Annotated in this window: 15 protein-coding genes; all 15 read right to left on the bottom strand. The window is 71.0% G+C overall.

What is annotated here, in order from left to right:
* Positions 1-601 precede the first annotated feature (601 nt).
* The 15 genes from BMY07_RS01755 to BMY07_RS01685 all read right to left on the bottom strand — a co-directional run bounded on the left by BMY07_RS01755 (position 602) and on the right by BMY07_RS01685 (position 16,448).
* The gene (locus tag BMY07_RS01755; protein WP_092774603.1) at positions 602-1,429 is read right to left on the bottom strand and encodes an alpha/beta hydrolase; all 828 of its coding nucleotides are present in this window, start codon (positions 1,427-1,429) and stop codon (positions 602-604) included.
* Positions 1,422-2,492, bottom strand: coding sequence for a methyltransferase (locus BMY07_RS01750; RefSeq protein ID WP_092774602.1), 1,071 nt, complete (start codon positions 2,490-2,492; stop codon positions 1,422-1,424). The genes BMY07_RS01755 and BMY07_RS01750 overlap by 8 nt, the downstream gene beginning before the upstream one ends.
* On the bottom strand, positions 2,489-3,787 hold the full coding sequence (locus tag BMY07_RS01745; protein ID WP_092774601.1) for a class I SAM-dependent methyltransferase: 1,299 nt from the start codon (positions 3,785-3,787) through the stop codon (positions 2,489-2,491). Before BMY07_RS01745 ends, BMY07_RS01750 begins: the two co-directional genes overlap by 4 nt.
* 47 nt (positions 3,788-3,834) lie before the next feature.
* Entirely contained in the window at positions 3,835-4,986 is a 1,152-nt protein-coding gene (gene rffA / locus BMY07_RS01740; RefSeq protein WP_092774600.1) for a dTDP-4-amino-4,6-dideoxygalactose transaminase, read from the bottom strand.
* On the bottom strand, positions 4,983-5,723 hold the full coding sequence (locus BMY07_RS01735; RefSeq protein WP_092774599.1) for a methyltransferase: 741 nt from the start codon (positions 5,721-5,723) through the stop codon (positions 4,983-4,985). Before BMY07_RS01735 ends, rffA begins: the two co-directional genes overlap by 4 nt.
* Before the next feature lie 39 nt (positions 5,724-5,762).
* Positions 5,763-6,548 (bottom strand): tryptophan 2,3-dioxygenase, encoded by a 786-nt coding sequence (locus tag BMY07_RS01730; RefSeq protein ID WP_092774598.1) that lies wholly within the window; start codon positions 6,546-6,548, stop codon positions 5,763-5,765.
* A gap of 18 nt (positions 6,549-6,566) precedes the next feature.
* Positions 6,567-7,712, bottom strand: a complete 1,146-nt coding sequence (locus tag BMY07_RS01725) for an aminotransferase class V-fold PLP-dependent enzyme (protein WP_092774597.1) — start codon at positions 7,710-7,712, stop codon at positions 6,567-6,569.
* Between the two features lie 92 nt (positions 7,713-7,804).
* A complete protein-coding gene (locus tag BMY07_RS01720) occupies positions 7,805-9,607 on the bottom strand; it encodes a gamma-glutamyltransferase family protein (RefSeq protein WP_092774596.1) in 1,803 nt (600 codons plus the stop codon).
* Positions 9,604-10,413, bottom strand: a complete 810-nt coding sequence (locus BMY07_RS01715) for a phenazine biosynthesis protein PhzF (protein ID WP_245782132.1) — start codon at positions 10,411-10,413, stop codon at positions 9,604-9,606. The genes BMY07_RS01720 and BMY07_RS01715 overlap by 4 nt, the downstream gene beginning before the upstream one ends.
* On the bottom strand, positions 10,410-11,327 hold the full coding sequence (locus tag BMY07_RS01710; RefSeq protein ID WP_245782131.1) for an LLM class flavin-dependent oxidoreductase: 918 nt from the start codon (positions 11,325-11,327) through the stop codon (positions 10,410-10,412). Before BMY07_RS01710 ends, BMY07_RS01715 begins: the two co-directional genes overlap by 4 nt.
* Complete coding sequence (locus tag BMY07_RS01705; RefSeq protein WP_092774594.1) at positions 11,324-12,214, bottom strand: L-tyrosine 3-hydroxylase; 891 nt, start codon at positions 12,212-12,214, stop codon at positions 11,324-11,326. The genes BMY07_RS01710 and BMY07_RS01705 overlap by 4 nt, the downstream gene beginning before the upstream one ends.
* Positions 12,211-12,681 (bottom strand): VOC family protein, encoded by a 471-nt coding sequence (locus BMY07_RS01700; protein ID WP_092774593.1) that lies wholly within the window; start codon positions 12,679-12,681, stop codon positions 12,211-12,213. Before BMY07_RS01700 ends, BMY07_RS01705 begins: the two co-directional genes overlap by 4 nt.
* 107 nt (positions 12,682-12,788) lie before the next feature.
* Positions 12,789-14,267, bottom strand: a complete 1,479-nt coding sequence (locus tag BMY07_RS01695; RefSeq protein ID WP_245782130.1) for an FAD-binding protein — start codon at positions 14,265-14,267, stop codon at positions 12,789-12,791.
* Between the two features lie 197 nt (positions 14,268-14,464).
* Positions 14,465-14,977 (bottom strand): mycothiol transferase, encoded by a 513-nt coding sequence (locus tag BMY07_RS01690; protein WP_092774592.1) that lies wholly within the window; start codon positions 14,975-14,977, stop codon positions 14,465-14,467.
* 16 nt (positions 14,978-14,993) lie between these two features.
* Entirely contained in the window at positions 14,994-16,448 is a 1,455-nt protein-coding gene (locus tag BMY07_RS01685; RefSeq protein ID WP_218150560.1) for an NAD(P)/FAD-dependent oxidoreductase, read from the bottom strand.
* Between the last annotated feature and the right edge of the window lie 67 nt (positions 16,449-16,515).

The following is a 16,515-nucleotide window of genomic DNA, read 5'->3' as shown; positions in this document are numbered from 1 at the left end:
CGTTCCTTTCTGTGTCCGGGTTCCTCACGGTGTCCGAGCGGCCCGGTGCCGCGCGGCGACCCGACCGAAAGCGGTGGACGGGTCGGCCAGGTCCAGTGGCAGGTCGGAGCGCTCCCGACCAGGCACAATCGGCGCGGTGTTCGGCGCCTCGAGCGCGCCGAGGTGCGACAACACCGGCCCTGCGGTGATCAGGTACTTCGTCGAGACGAACTCACCTCCCCTTCCTGTGTCCGAGCGGCGAGATACCGCATGACACGCAACCGAAAGCGGTCGACAAGTCGGCCAGGTCCAGCGGCAAGTCGAAGCGATCCCGATCAGGCACAATTCGCGTGATCACCGAGACCCTGAGCGCGCCCGGGTGTGACAGCACTGGCATGGCGGTGATCAGGTCCTTCATCGGGCTGAACACTTTCCCTCCTGTGCCCGAGCGACCCGGTGCCGCGCAGCGACCCGGCCGAACGCGGTCGACGAGTCGGCCAAGTCCAACGGCGAGTCGAAGCGATGCCGGTCGGGCGCGATCCGTGCGGTGACCGGGGCCCCGAGCGCGCGCGGGTGCGGCAGCACTGGCATGGCGGTGATCAGGCACTTCATCGGGACGAACTCACCTCCCCTCCTGTGTCCGAGCGGCTCGGTGCCGCGCGGCGACCCGACCGAAAGCGGTGGACGGGTCGGCCAAGTCCAACGGCAGGTCGAAGTGATCCCGGTCGGGCACGATTCGTGCGGTGACCGGGACTCCGAGGGCGGTGAGGTGTGCCGCGTAGGTGGCGTGTTGGCGTAGGTAGCTGCCGGTCTCGTGTTGGCCGACTGCGAGCAGGATCGAGTCGCAGCGGGGGGCGGGCATTGTGAGGGGGCTGTGGGCCTCGGCCTGTTCCTGGGTGAGGCCCACGGCGTCGTTGACGTAGGTGTGGGGGATCTCGGTCAGGTCGTAGAGGCCGCTGACCAGGCATGCGGTGCGGACCCGGGGTGTGCTCGGGCGGGTGAGGGCGGCGGCGAGCAGGTGGGCGCCCGCGCTGCTGCCTGCGACGTGCAGCCGGGCCGGGTCGATGCCGTACCGCGGCCCGGTCTCCACCAGCCAGCGCAGCGCCCGCGCCACCGAGGTGATCATCTCGGGTACGGTCCGCGCCGGGGCGAGCCCGTAGCCGACCGCGACGTACGCCAGGCCCTGGGCCACGGTGTCCTCGGCGGCGAAGCAGGCGTCGTCGATGCCGGACTCCTGCCAGTGGCCGCCGTGCACGAACACGAGCGCCTCTGGGCCAGCCGGGAACACGTGGCACCGCTCGCCCGGGTCGGCGCCGTAAGGCACGGCCTCGTGCACTACGAGTCGGGAACGTGCCGCGTCCCCCCGTGCCCGGTAGTGCCGCAACGACCCCTCCGGGTCGCGGGCTACCGAGCTCGGGGAGTACTCACGGTCCAGCAAGGCACTAGCCATGGCTCTTGGTCCCCAGGAGCACGCCGTGCGGGGTCCAGCTGTTGCCCCTGACCCGGGTGATGTCGGCGAACCCGGCGCCGGTGAACCACTCCTCGTGCTCGCGCCACTCGTAGATGGTCGAATCCACCGAGGGCAGCGTCGCGAAGTAGACGTTGTCGAGCGCGGAGTAGAGCGGGCCACGGCCGTCGTCGTCGGCGAAGGCGTTGAACACCGCGACCTGGCCGCCGGGCGGCAGCGCGTCGTGCGCCCGCTTGAGCAGCGCCTGGTTCTGCTCCGGCGACCAGATGACGAACTGGTGGGCGAACAGCACCATGTCGTACCCGCCGGGCAGCTCCCCGCCGAACATGTCGCCGACGACCACGTCGACCCGGTCCTCGAGCCCGGCCGCGGCGATGTTGTCCCTGGCCACCTCGACGGCGCCCTCCAGGTCGAACACGGTGATCCGCAGGTGCGGGTGCGCGGTGGCCAGCGCGATCGCGTTGACCGCGTCACCGCCGCCGACGTCGAGCAGGCGCCCGACACCGCGGTAGTCGACCTGGCGCAGCAGCACCGGGTTCGACAGCTCCGACCAGGAGTTCATCCCCCGGAAGAACAGGTTCTCCAGCTCCGGGGTCTGCTCGAGGCGGGTGTACATGTCGGCGCCGGTGCCGGGCAGGTGCCGGATGCCCTCGTTCTTGCCGGTGCGCAGCGACTCCGCGTACTCCTTGGCGGGCAGGTACGACAGCCGCTGCTGGAAGTCGATGATGTTGCGGATCAACGGCCAGGTGCCGTCCTCCAGCGCCTCGCGCAGCGGCCCGGCGGGGACGTAACCATCGACCCCGCGGTCGGTGAGGCCGAGCGAGGTGGTGCCGAGCAGCAGCTTGCGCGCCGACTTCACCGGCAGGCGTAAGCCGTCGGCGACCTGCTCGACGGTCGACGGGCCGTTGAGCGTCAGGTACTCGAACAGCTGGAGCTCCGAGGCCGCGCGCAGCTGCTGGAAGGCGGAGAACCCGAACAGCACCGGCACCAGCGGTCCGAGATCGGCCTTCGGCTCCACCGCGGCGGCGATGGTCTGCTGGCTCATCGGCGGGCCCCCGTCGTCACCGCGCCCGCCGACGCGGCGAGCTCCTCGGCGCCGACCAGCCGCGGCTGCGGGATGGGGACGAAGAACCGGCCGCCGCGCTCCAGGAAGTCGGCTTCCTTGGCCAGGATCTCGTCGCGGTAGTTCCAGGCCAGCAGCACGTACACGTCCGGCTCCTGCGCGCGGGCCTGCTCGGGTGAGACGACCGGGATGCCGAGGCCGGGGATGAGCGTGCCCTGCTTCTCCGGGGTGGTGTCGCTGCAGAACTCGAGCGAGCCGGGCGGGACCTGGCTGGTGGTCAGCAGCGTGACGCCCTTGGCGGAGGCGCCGTACCCGGCCATCCGCAGGCCCTCGCCGCGCAGGTCGAGCATGCCTGCGCGCAGCGCGGCCCGCAGGTTGTCGACGATGTCGGCGAACCCGTCGTAGGCGTCGTCGCGGTAGAGACCCGCCTGCTCCTCGGCCTTGATCCGCGCGTCGACCGTGTCGGGGTTGGTCGGGTGCCGCGAGCTGTCGTGCGCGACGGTGACCACGATGGAGCCGCCGTGCACGTCGAACTCGGCGACGTCGACCACCCGCATGTCGAACTCCTGGAACAGCCGCTTGAGCGTGCCGACCAGGAAGTACGACAGGTGCTCGTGGTAGACGGTGTCGAAGGCGCGCCGGTTGATCAGCTCCACCAGGTAGGGCACCTCCAGCGCGAAGAACCCGTCCGGCGCCAGCAGTTCCCGCACGCCCGCGACCAGGTCGTGCAGGTCGTCGATGTGCGCGATCACGTGCCTGGCCATGATCAGGTCGGCACGGCCCCGGTCGCCGCGCACGGTCTTGGCGACCTCGGCGGTGAAGAAGTCGGTGCGGGTGTCCACGCCCCGGTCGCGGGCCTGCGCGGTGATGTTCTGCGCCGGATCGATGCCCAGCACCTGGCAGCCGTGCTGCTGGAACTTCGCCAGCTGGTCGCCGTTGTTGCTGCCGATCTCCACGACCAGCGACTCGGGCCCGAGGTCGAGCGCGCCGCGGTAGTGCTTGGCCAGGCCCTCCATGTGCCGGTGGATCAGCCGCGACGGGGAGCTGACGTAGAAGTAGTGGTCGTAGAGGTCGTGCTCGTCGACCACGTGGGTCAGCGACATCAGCCTGCACTCGCGGCAGGACATCAGGGCCAGCGGGAAGATCTCCTCGGGGACGGACTCGTCGGTGACGAACGAGTTCGCCAGCGGGACCCGGCCGAGTTCGAGGAACGTGTGCCAGTCGTCGGCACCGCAGACCCGGCAGGATCGGACCGGTGTCACACGGGTGTGCTGCATCGTCTCTCCGTTTCCGTTCAGCGGTCAGTTCGGTGGTGCTGGTGCGGTCATGGCCGGAAGTCGATGACCGCGTCGATGACCCGGCGCTGGTAGTCGGCCGCCATGCCCGCGTGCATCGGCAGGCGGATCAGCCTGCGCGGCAGCGTTTCCGCGACAGCGCACCCACCCGGGCCGGGCTGTCCGAAGCGGCGTCCGGCGGGCGTGTCGTGCAGGGCCAGGTAGTGGACCGTGGCCGTGAGCCCCTGTGCCGCCAGGTGGTCGAGCAGCGCGGACTTCGAGTCCTCTGTGGGCAGTACCAGGTGGTACAGGTGCGCGGAGTGGGTGGTGTGCGCCGGGATGTGCGGCGTCGCCACCCCGTGCTCGCGGGCCCAGCCGGGCAGGGTCGCGTCGTAGGTGTTCCACCAGTGGCCGCGGATGGCCTGGACCTCGTCGAAAGTCTCCAACTGCGCGGCCAACAGCGCGGCCAGCAGCTCGTTGAGCATGGAGCTGGAGCCGAGCTCGACCCACTGGTACTCCTTGACCAGGCCCTGGAAGTAGTGGTGCCGGTCGGTGCCGCGGTCCTGGATGATCTTCGCCCGGTCCGTGTCGGCCTGGTCGTTGACCAGCAGCGCGCCGCCCTTGGCGCAGTGCACGTTCTTGGTGGCGTGGAAGCTCAGCGCGGCGAACCGGCCGAAGCTCCCGGTCGGGCGGCCGCGGTAGGTGCTGCCGAACGCCTGCGCCGAGTCCTCCACCACGGCCAGCCCGTGCTCGCGAGCGATGGCCATGATCGGGTCCATCTCGCACGGCACGCCCGCGTAGTGCAGCACCACGATCGCCTTGGTGCGTTCGGTGATCGCGGCGGCGATGTGGTCGGCGCGGACGTTGAGCGTGTCCGGGTGACTGTCCACATAGACCAGATGGGCACCACGCAGGGCGAACGCGCACGCCGTCGGAGCGTAGGAGAACGCGGGGACGATCACCTCGTCGCCGGGTTCGATGTCCAGCGCGATGGCCGACATCTCCAGCGCGTGCGTGCACGAGGGCGTGAGGAGGACCTCTGCGGCCGCGGTGACCCTGCGCACCACCGCGGCCGCCTGCTCGGTGTACGGCCCGTTGCCGTCGAGCTTGCCGTTCTCCAGCGCGTCGCGGAGGTAGTCCCACTGGCGCGGGGCCACGTGGGGCTCGGTGAACGGCGGCAGGTCCGTCATCGCCTTGGTCATCGGACCAGTTCCACGAGCGAGAGGTCGATGACGATCTCACCCCGCTCGTCCGCGGCGCGCTGGAACACCTCGGCGGTGCCCATCTCCTGCCGCGGCACCGAGAAGCTCTCCGACCGGAATGGCCGCATGTCCATGCCGTTGCGCTTGGCGATCGCGGCGACCTCGTCGGCGTCGCCCATCGCCGAGCTGAAACCGAGGAAGGCTCGGCCGCTGTCGGTGAGCCGCTGGGGCAGTTCGGTGAGGAACCGCTCGTGCAGCCGGTAGCCGGGGTCGAAGAAGTGGTCGGCGAAGTAGTCGCCGTCCGCGCGCTCGGTGTCGCCGTCGATGAACGGCGAGTTCCAGAACACCAGGTCGAACCGGGCGTCCGGCTCGAGCCCCGCGAACAGGTCGCTTTCCACGCAGTCGACCCGGTCACCCACACCGTAGCGCTCGGCGTTGAGCTTGGTGCTGGCCACGGCGTGCGGGTTGATGTCGACCGCGACCACCTCGCGGCAGCCCGCCAACGCCCCGGTCACCGCCGCGACCCCGCAACCGCAGCCCATCTCCAGCATGCTCGCCGCGCCCGCGTACGGCAGCCACTCGGCGAACAACCCGGTGGAGGTGTTGTACTCGCTGCCCACCACACCCGCCAGCTGGTGCCACTCCTTGCCGTGCAGGGTGAACACCTGGTCTTGGTCGCACAGGCGCCGCGCGTCCTGGAGGGCCCCTGTCGCCATCTCCCTACCGAGCTCCCTCATCCTTCCCTCCCGTTCGGTCGGTGTCGCTTGAGTTCCGGCTCAGAGCTGGGTGCGGAAGGTCCACAGCTCGGGAAAGAACCGGTGTTCGTTGATGGCGCGCAACCAGGGCGCGCCGTCGCTGCCGCCGGTGCCGTTCTTGCCGCCGAGCATCCGCTCCACGACGAGCAGGTGCGTGGCCCGCCAGTGCGAGAACTGGTAGGCGACCTCCAGCAGCGCCTCGCCCAGCCGGTGCGCCGCGTGGTGCTTGGCCGGGTCGCGGTACACCTCCAACCAGACACCTTCCACGCCCGCGCTCAGTTCATGCTGCCGCGCGGGAGTTTCCTCCAGGCAATCGGTCGGGACCGCGTAGCCCTGCCTGGCCAGGTGCGCCAGAGCGGCGTCGTAGAGCGAGGGCTTGGCCAGTTCGGCGCGCAGCAGCGGGTGTCCATCCACATAGGTCGCTTCGACCTTGTCGCGCGGGCGGTTGCCCATCACGAACTCCAGCGTCCGGTAGGCGAAGGACTGCACGCCGGACGCGTCGTTGAGCACGTGCCGGAACGCCACGAACTCGTCGGCCGACATGCCGTTCATCGACTCCCAGCAGGACACCAGGACCCGCTGGGTGCGGACGGCGCGGGCCAGCGCGAGGCAGGCGTCGGGGACATCGTCGCGCCCGAGGGCGGCCCGCGCGGTGTCGAGGTCGTCGGTGACCGCGCGGAACAGCAGTTCCTTGACGTGGCTGAGCAGGATGAAGTTCAGCTCGCCGCGGGCGTCACTGCGCGGGTTCTGCAGTTCGTGCAGTTCGTCCATGCGGGCATAGGCGACGTATTCCGGCGCCTGGGTCATGGTGGTACCTCCACGGCGTCAGTTCGGCGGCGAGAGCACGCTATGGATCGCCTCGGCGGCGCGTCGCACGTGCTCGGGGGTGACGTACAGCGGCGCGAACGCCACGCGGATCAGGTCGGGTGGCCGGGCATCGACGAGTACGTTCCGTTCCGCCAGGCCGTGTTCGACGGCGTCGGCGTCGGGCACGCGCAGCGCGAGATGTCCGCCGCGCTGGTCGGGATCGCGCGGTGAGACCACCTCGACGTCCGGGCGCAACGCGTCCAGGAAGGCCTCTCCGAGCGCCTTGGCGCGCCGGTGCAGTTCGTCGATGCCGACCGCCACGAGCGGGTCCAAGGCGTGGTCGAGCGCGACGAGGCTCAGCAGCGGCGGCGTGCCGTTGCGCCCACGGTCGATGCCGGTGGCCGGGACGAAGTCCGGCGTCATGGCGAACGGCTCCGCGTGCCCGTGCCAGCCAGCGAGCGGGAAGTCCACTTCGGACTGCCAGCGTTCGGCGACGTAGAGGAACGCGGGCGCGCCCGGGCCGCCGCCGAGGTACTTGTAGCCACAGCCGATGGCCAGGTCGACGTTGTTGGTGTCCAGGTTGGTGGGCAGGACACCGGCGGCGTGGCAGAGGTCCCACACCGACAGCGCGCCGACCGCGTGGCACAGCGCGGTGGTCGACCCGATGTCGCGCCGCCGCCCGGTGCGGAAGTCGACCGGCGCGGCCAGCGCGACCGCGACCCGGTCCCCGTGCTCGCCCAGGTAGGCGTCGAAGCCGTCGCGGGACTCGACCACCAGTTCACGGCCGAGCAGGCGCGCCACGGACGCGGCGAGGTAGAGGTCGGTCGGGAAGGCGTCGCCCTCGACGAGCACGACCGGGCGGTCCCGCAGCCTGCACGCGGCGACCAGCGCGTTGAACAGCGTGGTCGAGGTCGTGTCGCCCGCGACGACCACCTGGCCCGGCGCGGCACCCAGCAGCGGCGAGAGCTTGTCGCCCACGGTGCGCGGCAGATCCAGCCACCCGTCGCGGAACCACGCCCGCACCTGCCCCCTCGCCCACTGCTCGGACACGACGGTGCCCAGCCGGTCGAGCAGGTCCGTCCTCGGCGGACCGAGGGAATTGCCGTTGAGGTGGATGAGATCACCGGTGGCGAACCCACCGTTCACTTCCCCGGGCACGGACATGGCAACCTCCTTCCGCTATCTCGGCTTGCGTTGACGGTATCCGGAATCCATTCTCGGCGACCATCAGACAACTGTCAGATCGAGGTCAACAATCATCGCGTGATCGCGTATGCCTGATTTCCATTCGGACTGGCGGCGGCCCGACAGGAATCGTCGGTCCCCACGGCGGAGAAACACACCTTGCCCAAGGTCTGGTCCGGCACGACCTTCACCGTGTGCCCCCTGGCCTCCAGCGCGGTGATCACGTCCCGGCCGACGCCGGACTCGACGGTGATCACCCCGGGCGCCGCGCGGCGGGGGGCGAACGAGGTCGGCACGTGGTCGCTGTGGAACGCGGCGGCCTCCACGCTCTCCTGGAGCCCGAGCCCGAACGCGGTGTGCGCGAGGAACGCCTGGAGCGTCCACTGGTCCTGCTGGTCGCCGCCGGGGGTGCCGAAAGCCAGCTCACCGCGGCCGCCGCGTTCGACGATCGTGGGGCTCAGCGTGGTGCGCGGCCGCTTGCCGCCGACCAGCGCGTTGGGGTGCCCCGCGTCCAGCCAGGCCATCTGCCCGCGCGTGCCGAGCGGGAACCCGAGGCCCGGCAGCACCGGCGAGCTCTTCAGCCATCCACCGCTGGGGGTGGCGGCCACCAGGTTGCCCCTGTCGTCGGCGGCCGTGGCGCAGCAGGTGTCGCCGCTGGTCTGGGTCGCGAGGAGCGCCACCGGCACGGTCACCGGGATGCCCTCGCGCAGTTGCACCAGCCACGGCGGGTCGGTCGGCTCCAGCTCGCCCAGCGGCAGGTCCGGCAGCCTGGGCTGACGACCCGCGATGACGCCCGGACGCAGGTCGAGGGACGCGGTGTCGCCGACCAGGGCGGCGCGGGCGCGGTTGTAGTCGGGGTCGAGCAGCCACGGGGTGAGGTCGTCGGTGAAGCGGGGGTCCCCGTACCAGGCCTCGCGGTCGGCGAAGGCCAGCTTGGTCACCTCCGTCATCCGGTGCACGTAGTCCGCGCCCAGGAAGTCGGTTGAGCCGATGCCGTCGAGCAGCGCGAGTTGCTGGAGGAACACCGGCCCCTGGGTCCACGGGCCCGCCTTGTGCACGACCCGGTCGCCGAAGGCCAGCGTCAGCGTCGCTTCCTCGTCCGCGGTCCAGCGCGCCAGGTCCTGCCCGGTGAGCAGGCCCGCGTGGGTGTCGCCGGTGGCGTCGAGCACGGCGTTGCCGGTGACGTAGTCGTCGACGATCTCGGCGACGAACCCCCGGTAGAAGGCGTCGGAGGCCGCGCGGATCACGCCCTCGCGGGTCCGGCCGTTGGCCTCGCCCTCGGCCAGCAGCCGCCGGTAGGTGTCGGCGAGGTACGGGTTGCGCCACCGCTGCCCGGCCCGGGGTGCGCGGCCGTCGCGGTCGAGGAACACGCGGCCGGACTCAGTCCAGTGCTCGGCGAAGACCGGCTGGACGGCGGCGATCATCTCGGCCGCCTTGGGCAGCAGCGGCACACCGGTCGTCGCGTAGTGGACGGCCGGTTCCAGCACCGTCCGCAGCGGCAGGGTGCCGTGCTCCTCCAGCAGCCGCATCCACGCGCCGAACGCGCCCGGGACGGTGGCCGCGAGCAGCCCGCTGCCGGGGACCGTGGCCAGGCCGAGTGCCTGGAAGCCCTCGATCGAGGCGGTCGCGGGCATCGGGCCCTGGCCGCAGATGGCGCGGGTGGTGCCGGTCGCCGCGTCGTGGAAGACGATGCTCACGTCGCCGCCGAGCCCGTTGAGGTGCGGCTCGACCACCTGGAGCACCAGCCCCGCGGCGACGGCGGCGTCGAACGCGGTGCCGCCGTGGTCGTACATCGACGCGCCCGCCGCGCTCGCCAGCCAGTGCGTCGACGAGGTGGCGCCCCGACTCCCCCACATCTCCGGTCGCGTGGTCATCGCTGCCCTCCCCTGTCCGCGGCGCCCCAGACCCGGCCGATCACGTTCACCGTCGCGGTGCTGTCGTCGACCACGCTGACGCAGGTGAACACGGACTCCGTGCCGCGCTCGGTCACCTGGCGGACCATCACCGGCGCGCCCTGCTGCTCGGCGTCGAGCGCCACGGCCAGCACACCCAGCGCCGCGGCGACGGGCAGGCACCCGGCGTCCTCCGGGATGCCGAACCCGGGGGCGAACACCCTGGCCAGCACCTCGCCGCGCTCGCGGTCCCAGCGGAACAGCGTGAGGTCGGTGCGCTTGTTCGCCCACATCAGGTCCAGGTCGGGGGCGGGCGACTCCCGCGGGTCCCGCTCGACCTGGACGAAGGTGAACGCCCTGCCGACCCCGGCCGTGATCGCGGTGCCGCCGTAGGGCTCGAACACCTCGCCGGTGATCTCCTCGTGCACCGCGGGACCGTCGAACGGCACGCGAACCTCGCGGCCGTCGGTCCACAGCCACTGGCACCCGGCGTCGGAGATCCGGCCCACCGAGCCCGGCGCGAGCCTGCCCGCGCTGACCAGGTGCGCGGCGGTGCCCGCGAGGGAGTGCGCGGCGAACGGCGTCTCGCCGCTGGCGTTGAACACCTGCGAGGCGAAGGTCCGCTCGGCCCTGTCACAGAGGTTGACCAGCACGGTCTCGTCGGCCCGCGACTCGCGTGCGTGCTGGGCGGCCTCGTCCGGGTCGCCGGGGAACAGGACGTCGAGGGCGCTGCCCCGGCCGGGCGCGGCGCCGAACAGGTCCACTGTGGTCACTCGGGTCTCGGTCACGCGCATGCCACACCTGCCAGGTGCTTCTCGGCGAAGTCGACGACGACCTGCTCGTCGCCCCGGTACGGCTGGTCCGGGCGTGGCCAGTGCACGACCAGGTCGGTGAAACCCGCGTCGGCCAGGTCACCGGCGGCGTCCTCGTACGCGGCGACCGACGAGGTCACGCCACCCACGGCCGCGTCGGCCAGCAGCAGCCTGCGCAGGGAAGCCGGGTCCCGGTCCGCCCGCTCGCACGCGGCGTCGACGGCGGCCTGCTGGCGCTTGAGCACCGGCATGATCTCGCGCAGCGGCTTGGGGTCGAAGTCGTTCGGCGGCCCGGAGGTGACCCAGTAGCGGCCGAACCGCGCGGCCAGGTCCATGCCCTTCGGCCCGGCGGCGGCCACCGCGAACGGCAGGCGCTCGCCCTGGCCCGCGCGGGGGTGGAACGTGGCGTTCGCCGTGGTGTACCAGTCGGAGGACTCGTCCACGTCACCTTGGACCAGTAGCCGGTCCAGGACGTCGACGAAGGCGGTGAAACGGTCGGCGCGCGTGCGCGGGTCCAGCGGCGGCTGGCCGAGCAGGCTCGCGTCGTGCCCGGGAGCACCCGCGCCCAGACCGCAGACGAGCCTGCCGTTGGCGACGTCGTCCACGGTGACCAGGTCCTTGGCCAGCGCGGCCGGGTGGCGGAAGTTCGGGGTGGCCACGAGCAGGCCGAGGCCGATGGTGTCGGTGGCCGTCGCGGCCGCGGTGAGGGTCGGGATCGCGCCGTACCAGCGGCGGTCGGCGAACCAGCGCCACATCAGGTGGTCGTAGGTCCAGGCGTGGTGGAAGCCCAGCTGGTCGGCGGTGCGCCAGCGCTGCTCGGCGACCTTCCACTCGTGCTCGGGCAGCACGACCACGCCGAACCTCATGGCACCCACATGAACCGCGGTCATGATCGGGCTCCCGCGTAGCGCATCCCGGCGACGAGGTGCGCCGCGCGGCGCAGCGTGGCGGGCATCTCGGCGACCAGCGGCCGCAGCGCCGGGTCCGGCCGACCGGTGACCACCGGGTGGTGCCTGCCGTCGACCTCCGGGTACAGGCCGTGGTGCGCCAGGTCCTCGGCGAGCTCCGCGACGCGGTCGTCGAGCTGGGTGACCAGTTCCGCGTGGCCGACCGGGCGGCGGATGGTCAGGAAGAAGTTGTCGTAGAGGTCTTCCTTGTCCCGCGAGACGCCCTGGCGCACGGTCCCGGCGGACTTCTGCAGCAGCGAGCGGCCATCGGGGACGAGGTGGTCGGCGATGAAGTCGTGGGTGCGGCGGTTGCGGGCCACCGCCTCGTCCAGCTCCCGGCACGACGGGTCGTCCTGCCAGTCGAACCGGCCGCGGAACAGCAGCCGGATCGGCTTGTAGTCCGGGGCCCACGCGCCGCTGAACGACGGGTGCTGCAACGCCATCCTGGTGCGGATGTTGGCGTGGTAGTGGTCGCGGGGCACGGTGGCGGAGTACAGGAGCATGGCGCTGTAGCCGTCGATGCAGGACGTCAGCACCTCGAGTTCGCGCTCCGAGGGCAGGTCGTCGCCGCGGCGGCTCACGACATCGCTCATCGCCCGCCACAGCGCGAAGGAGATCTGGTGGCCCGCGAGCCAGCGGTACCAGAACACCCGCCGCGCCTCGACCGGGCGTGTGCCGAACAGCGTGTAGTCGGGTAAGTGGTCCAGGTCCGCACCGTGCGCGGTGTCGTCGCTGTCCGCGTAGTCCCCATCGGTCGCGGGGAGGAACAGCAGCCGCGGCTGGAGCGCGGGGTCGGTGGACGCCTGGGGGCGCCTGCGGTCGTGCGTCACGAGTCCGCCTCGGCGAAGTGCAGGAACTCGAACTCCAGGCCGTTGGGGTCCAGGACGTAGAGGCTGCTCATCCCGGAGGAGTCGATCACGATGTCCGAGGGCGGTTCCTCGCGCTGCCAGGTGACGTCGGTGGTCTCCTTGGCGCGTAGCCAGCGCTCGCGCAACGTCTCCAGGTGCTTGACGTCGTCGACGACGATGCCGACGTGCTGGAACTGGTGGTCGAGCGGCCCCGGGCCGTGCCCGCTGTGCTCGGTCCGGTCGAACACGTGCAGCCGGACGTCCCCGGCGCGCAGTTCGGCCAACCGCCCGATTCCCGGCAGGCGCGAGAGGGTCAGGTCGGAGAATTCGTCGAGTTCCCATTCCACACTGGTGCCGAGGAATTCCGCGTACCAGGCGATAGTGGCCTCGACGTCGTCGGTCTGGATGGCGATGTGGTTGACTGTGAGCGCGATGTCCAGTCGGTTCACCGTGTCCCCTTTCGGTCGCGAACGCCACGTGCGTCTTCGTTCACCCGACTTCGTGCCGGGCTCAGCCGAGCCGGACTGTGCGGCACCGGTCCCGGTTCGCGCCCCGGTCAGCCGAAGATGGCGGGCCCGGGAGTGAGGATGCCGCTGGGGTCGTAGCGCCGCTTGGCCGCCTGGAACGCCTGCCACCGGTCGCCGTACTGCAGCCGCCAGTCCCGCGCGGTGAACGGGACCGAGCCGATCGGGTACAGGGTCGCGCCGTGCGCGTCGCGGGCGCGGGCGAACATCCGGGCGTTGCGGGCCAGCATCTCCTCGACGAACGCCGGGTCCGGGCCCGCCTTCTCCGCGACGGTGTTGATGTCGAGCACGAACGCCCACCGCGTACCGTCCGCCTTGGGCAGCCGCGGGAACGGCCTGGTGGTGAGGGAGCGGCGCTGCGGGTAGATCAGTCCGGCGCCGTACGGGCCGATGTCGCGCGGGGTCAGCGTCGGGACGACCTCGGCGAGGTAGTTCTCCAGGGTCGAGCCGGGCAGCCAGATGTCGTACCAGGGCTTGATGAGCCGGTCCCAGCCCATCGTCGCGCGCAGCTCGTCGATCGCGTTGTCGATGGTGAAGGCGTAGTCGAGGTAGCCCGCGTCGGTGATCTGCGGAGTGGCGGACAGGCCCCGGGTGATGGCGGCGTTGTCGGGCTGGGTGCCGTCGAAGAACGCGGTGGCGTAGAGCTTGTAGGTGGCCGTGGTGCCGGGCGGGAAGAGTTCGGCGTAGACGTGGTCGACGCCCTGGCGGTCGATGAGCGTGCGCAGGTCCCGGCAGAACGCGGCGGTGTCACCGTACTCCAGGGCGTAGGTGCGCGCGTTCTCCTTGGCGGGGGCCAGGTCCAGCGTGGCCTTGGTGATGACCCCGCACTGGCCGAGTCCCCCGAGCACGGCCTCGAACAGGTCCGGCTTCTGCGTGCGGGAGCAGCGTTCGGCATCCCCGGTGCCGGTGACGACCTCCAGCTCGCGCACGTGGTCGACCTGCAACCCGGAGTTCAGACCGCCGACCAGACCGCCGATCCCGCCCACGGACAGGGTTCCACCCACGGACAGTCCTGTGTAGGCAGTCAGCGTGGGCGGTGTCGTCCTGGGAGTCTGCGCGTAGGTGGCCTTCGTGAGGTCCATCCACTTGATACCGGAGTCGACCACGGCAGTGCGCGGGGTCAGCGAGTGCACCCGGTTGAGGTGCTTGTTCTCGATGAGCACACCGTTCGACAGGCCCTGCCCGTGCGTGGTGTGCCCTTGGCCGCGCGTCGAGACGCTGAGGCGGTGCTCCCGGCAGAACCGGACCACGGTGGCGATGTCCTTGGCGGACCCGGGCCGCAGTACCGCGTGTGGCTTGCGGTGCACGATGTTGCCCAGGTCGGTCGCCACGGCCGCACGCGCGGCGTCATCGATCACCAGCTGACCGTCCAGCGGTGGCATGCGGTCGAACGACGGCGCGGAAGGTGGGGCGGCTTCGGCTCCGGTGACCCACATGCGGCTCGATGGGTCGAACCCCACCACCACCGCCGCTGAGGCCGCCGCCCCCAGGAATCCGCGCCTGCCTAACATCCCGCCTCCCTCACCCGCCGCCGGTCCGCTCGCGGCGAAGACCTGTGCACTCCTTGCTCTTGGGTGACCTACCCGACCTGATGGCGACCTAACCGGTGAAAGACTCACGTCTCTGTGAAGTTCTCTTCAAAGACTCGTGAAGCGCCAAGGAGGGCGACCCGATTCGGGCCGCCCTCCTTGGCGCACAAGGGAAATCGTCAGTGACCGACCGCGCCGTCGAGTCGTTGGCGGATCAGGTCGGCGTGGCCGGTGTGCCGGGAGTACTCCTCCAGCACGTGCAACACCGCCACCCGCAGCGTCATCTTGTCGCCGTCCTCGTCGACCACGGCCTCGTCCAGGTCCCGAGTGGGCAGCGCGGCTCGCACGTGGTCCATCTCGGCCAGCAGGACACCGTAGTCCGCCTCGGGATCCGCGCCCGAGAGGTCGGTGAACGCGGCGTCGGGGTTGTCGTCGGTGAAGAAGCAGTCGTCGTCGGGTCCACCGGTGAACAGGCGGCGGATCCACCGTTCGTTGTCGGCCATGTGGCGGAGCAGGCCGTGCAGCGTCAAGGTGGACGGTTCGGCGTTGGCGGTCTTGAGCTGCTGCTCGGTCAGGCCCGAGATCTTGAACAGGAAGGTCTCCCGCTTGTGGTCGAGCCACGCCAGCAGCAGCGCGCGCTCGTCACCCCCGGCGGGGAACGGGGTCCGGTCGATGTCCGGGGTGCGCCACATGGTCTCGGCCCCTTCTCTAGCGGTGCGCGTCGTAGTAGCGGCGGAGCGCGTCGTGGATCTCGTCCTCCACGAAGAACAGCAGCTCCGGCGGCGGGACGAAGTCGTGGTCCATCTCGTCGAGCACCTGGCGGAACGAGCGGCGGAACTGCTCCTCGATCAGCGGCGGGAAGTCCTCCGGCAGGTGCCAGTCGTGCTCGACGCCGACGGCCATGGTGTGCGTGACCGCTGTCTCCAACGCCTCTTCCCTGGTCATCGACTGCAACGGCGGCCGGACCGGGGTGAACACGTCGAGGTCGGTGTCGTGGGGCTCGCCCAGCACGCGGGCGGCGATCTCCTCGGCCAGCATCGGCGACTGGTGCAGGCCGTCGCGGTAGGTGCCGGTCATCAGCCACAGCCCGTCGACCCCGGCGGGGCCCAGCAGCGGGTAGCCGTCGAGCGGGATCGGCCGGTTGCCGACGTTGATCTTCAGGATGTGCCCGTTGACCAAGTCGGCCCGCATCTGCCTGATGCCGCTGAGCAGCAGGTTGACCTCGCCGATCGCGGCGGTGGAGATGGGTTTGGGCAGCACCTCGTTGGTGGCGCCGAGGTAGATGACGCCGTCGCCGCGCGGGACCACGTGCAGACCGCAGGCGAAGGCGCGGTTCGGGGTGCGGATCACCGAGTCGGGGATCAGGCCGTTCTCGGTGCGCACCAGCAGCGACACGCCGCCGCCCGCGACCATCGACGGGATCTTGTCGCGGATCTCGGGGTCCACAGCGGACAGCAGTTCATGCGACGAGACACCCGCGGCGAGCACGACGTTGTCGGCGGAGAGGACCTTGCCGTCGCCGCGCAGCACCACACCGGTCGTGCGGCCGCCCTCGAGCACGACGCGGTCCACATGCGCGTCGACCAGCACTCCCCCGGCCCTGGTGAACGCAGCGGGCAAGGCGCGCAACAACGCGGGGGTGTCGACGGCGTGCTCGCCGGGGATGAACATCGCCTTGAGCGGCCGGGACTTCGGCTCCGGCGCGAGCCACTCGATGTCCTCGGGTTCGAGGTCCTCGTAGGGCTCCTTGTAGTCCTGCATCGCCTGCCGGATCGCGGCGTACCCGGCGCTGTCGATCCCCGGCACGCCGATGGTGTTGAGGATGACGATGGTGCCGGTGGCGCTGCGGATGCGGGTCTCGTCGGACTCCTCGATGAGCGACTGAGCCCACTGGTCCCACAGGGACGTGGCCCGCACGTCCATCGCCAGCTTGAGCCTGCCGTACTCACTGCGCACGAGGGTCGGGGTGACCTCGCCGAAGCAGCCGTTCATCGCGCCCGCGGCGACCGACGCGGCCAACGGCCTGCTCGCCTCGCCCACCACCGCGACCCGCTGGCCGCGCCGGGCCAGCACCAGACCGAGCGACAGGCCCAGGCCGCCGTTGCCCACCACGATGGTGTCGAAGGTGGCGGGGGCTTGCGAGGGATCGGCCGTGGCACTCACAGGAGAATGGAACATGGGCACCCGTCACTCAGGTCGACAAGGGACTGTGGCTCGCACCGGACTGCGG

Source organism: Actinokineospora terrae, assembly GCF_900111175.1.
GTDB lineage: Bacteria > Actinomycetota > Actinomycetes > Mycobacteriales > Pseudonocardiaceae > Actinokineospora > Actinokineospora terrae.
This window is presented reverse-complemented; position numbering and strand designations above follow the sequence as displayed.

Coding starts and splice junctions, on each gene's coding strand:
- BMY07_RS01755 (WP_092774603.1), bottom strand. CDS start 1,429: ATGGCTAGTGCCTTGCTGGACCGTGAGTACTCCCCGAGCTCGGTAGCC.
- BMY07_RS01750 (WP_092774602.1), bottom strand. CDS start 2,492: ATGAGCCAGCAGACCATCGCCGCCGCGGTGGAGCCGAAGGCCGATCTC.
- BMY07_RS01745 (WP_092774601.1), bottom strand. CDS start 3,787: ATGCAGCACACCCGTGTGACACCGGTCCGATCCTGCCGGGTCTGCGGT.
- rffA (WP_092774600.1), bottom strand. CDS start 4,986: ATGACCAAGGCGATGACGGACCTGCCGCCGTTCACCGAGCCCCACGTG.
- BMY07_RS01735 (WP_092774599.1), bottom strand. CDS start 5,723: ATGAGGGAGCTCGGTAGGGAGATGGCGACAGGGGCCCTCCAGGACGCG.
- BMY07_RS01730 (WP_092774598.1), bottom strand. CDS start 6,548: ATGACCCAGGCGCCGGAATACGTCGCCTATGCCCGCATGGACGAACTG.
- BMY07_RS01725 (WP_092774597.1), bottom strand. CDS start 7,712: ATGTCCGTGCCCGGGGAAGTGAACGGTGGGTTCGCCACCGGTGATCTC.
- BMY07_RS01720 (WP_092774596.1), bottom strand. CDS start 9,607: ATGACCACGCGACCGGAGATGTGGGGGAGTCGGGGCGCCACCTCGTCG.
- BMY07_RS01710 (WP_245782131.1), bottom strand. CDS start 11,327: ATGACCGCGGTTCATGTGGGTGCCATGAGGTTCGGCGTGGTCGTGCTG.
- BMY07_RS01695 (WP_245782130.1), bottom strand. CDS start 14,267: ATGTTAGGCAGGCGCGGATTCCTGGGGGCGGCGGCCTCAGCGGCGGTG.
- BMY07_RS01690 (WP_092774592.1), bottom strand. CDS start 14,977: ATGTGGCGCACCCCGGACATCGACCGGACCCCGTTCCCCGCCGGGGGT.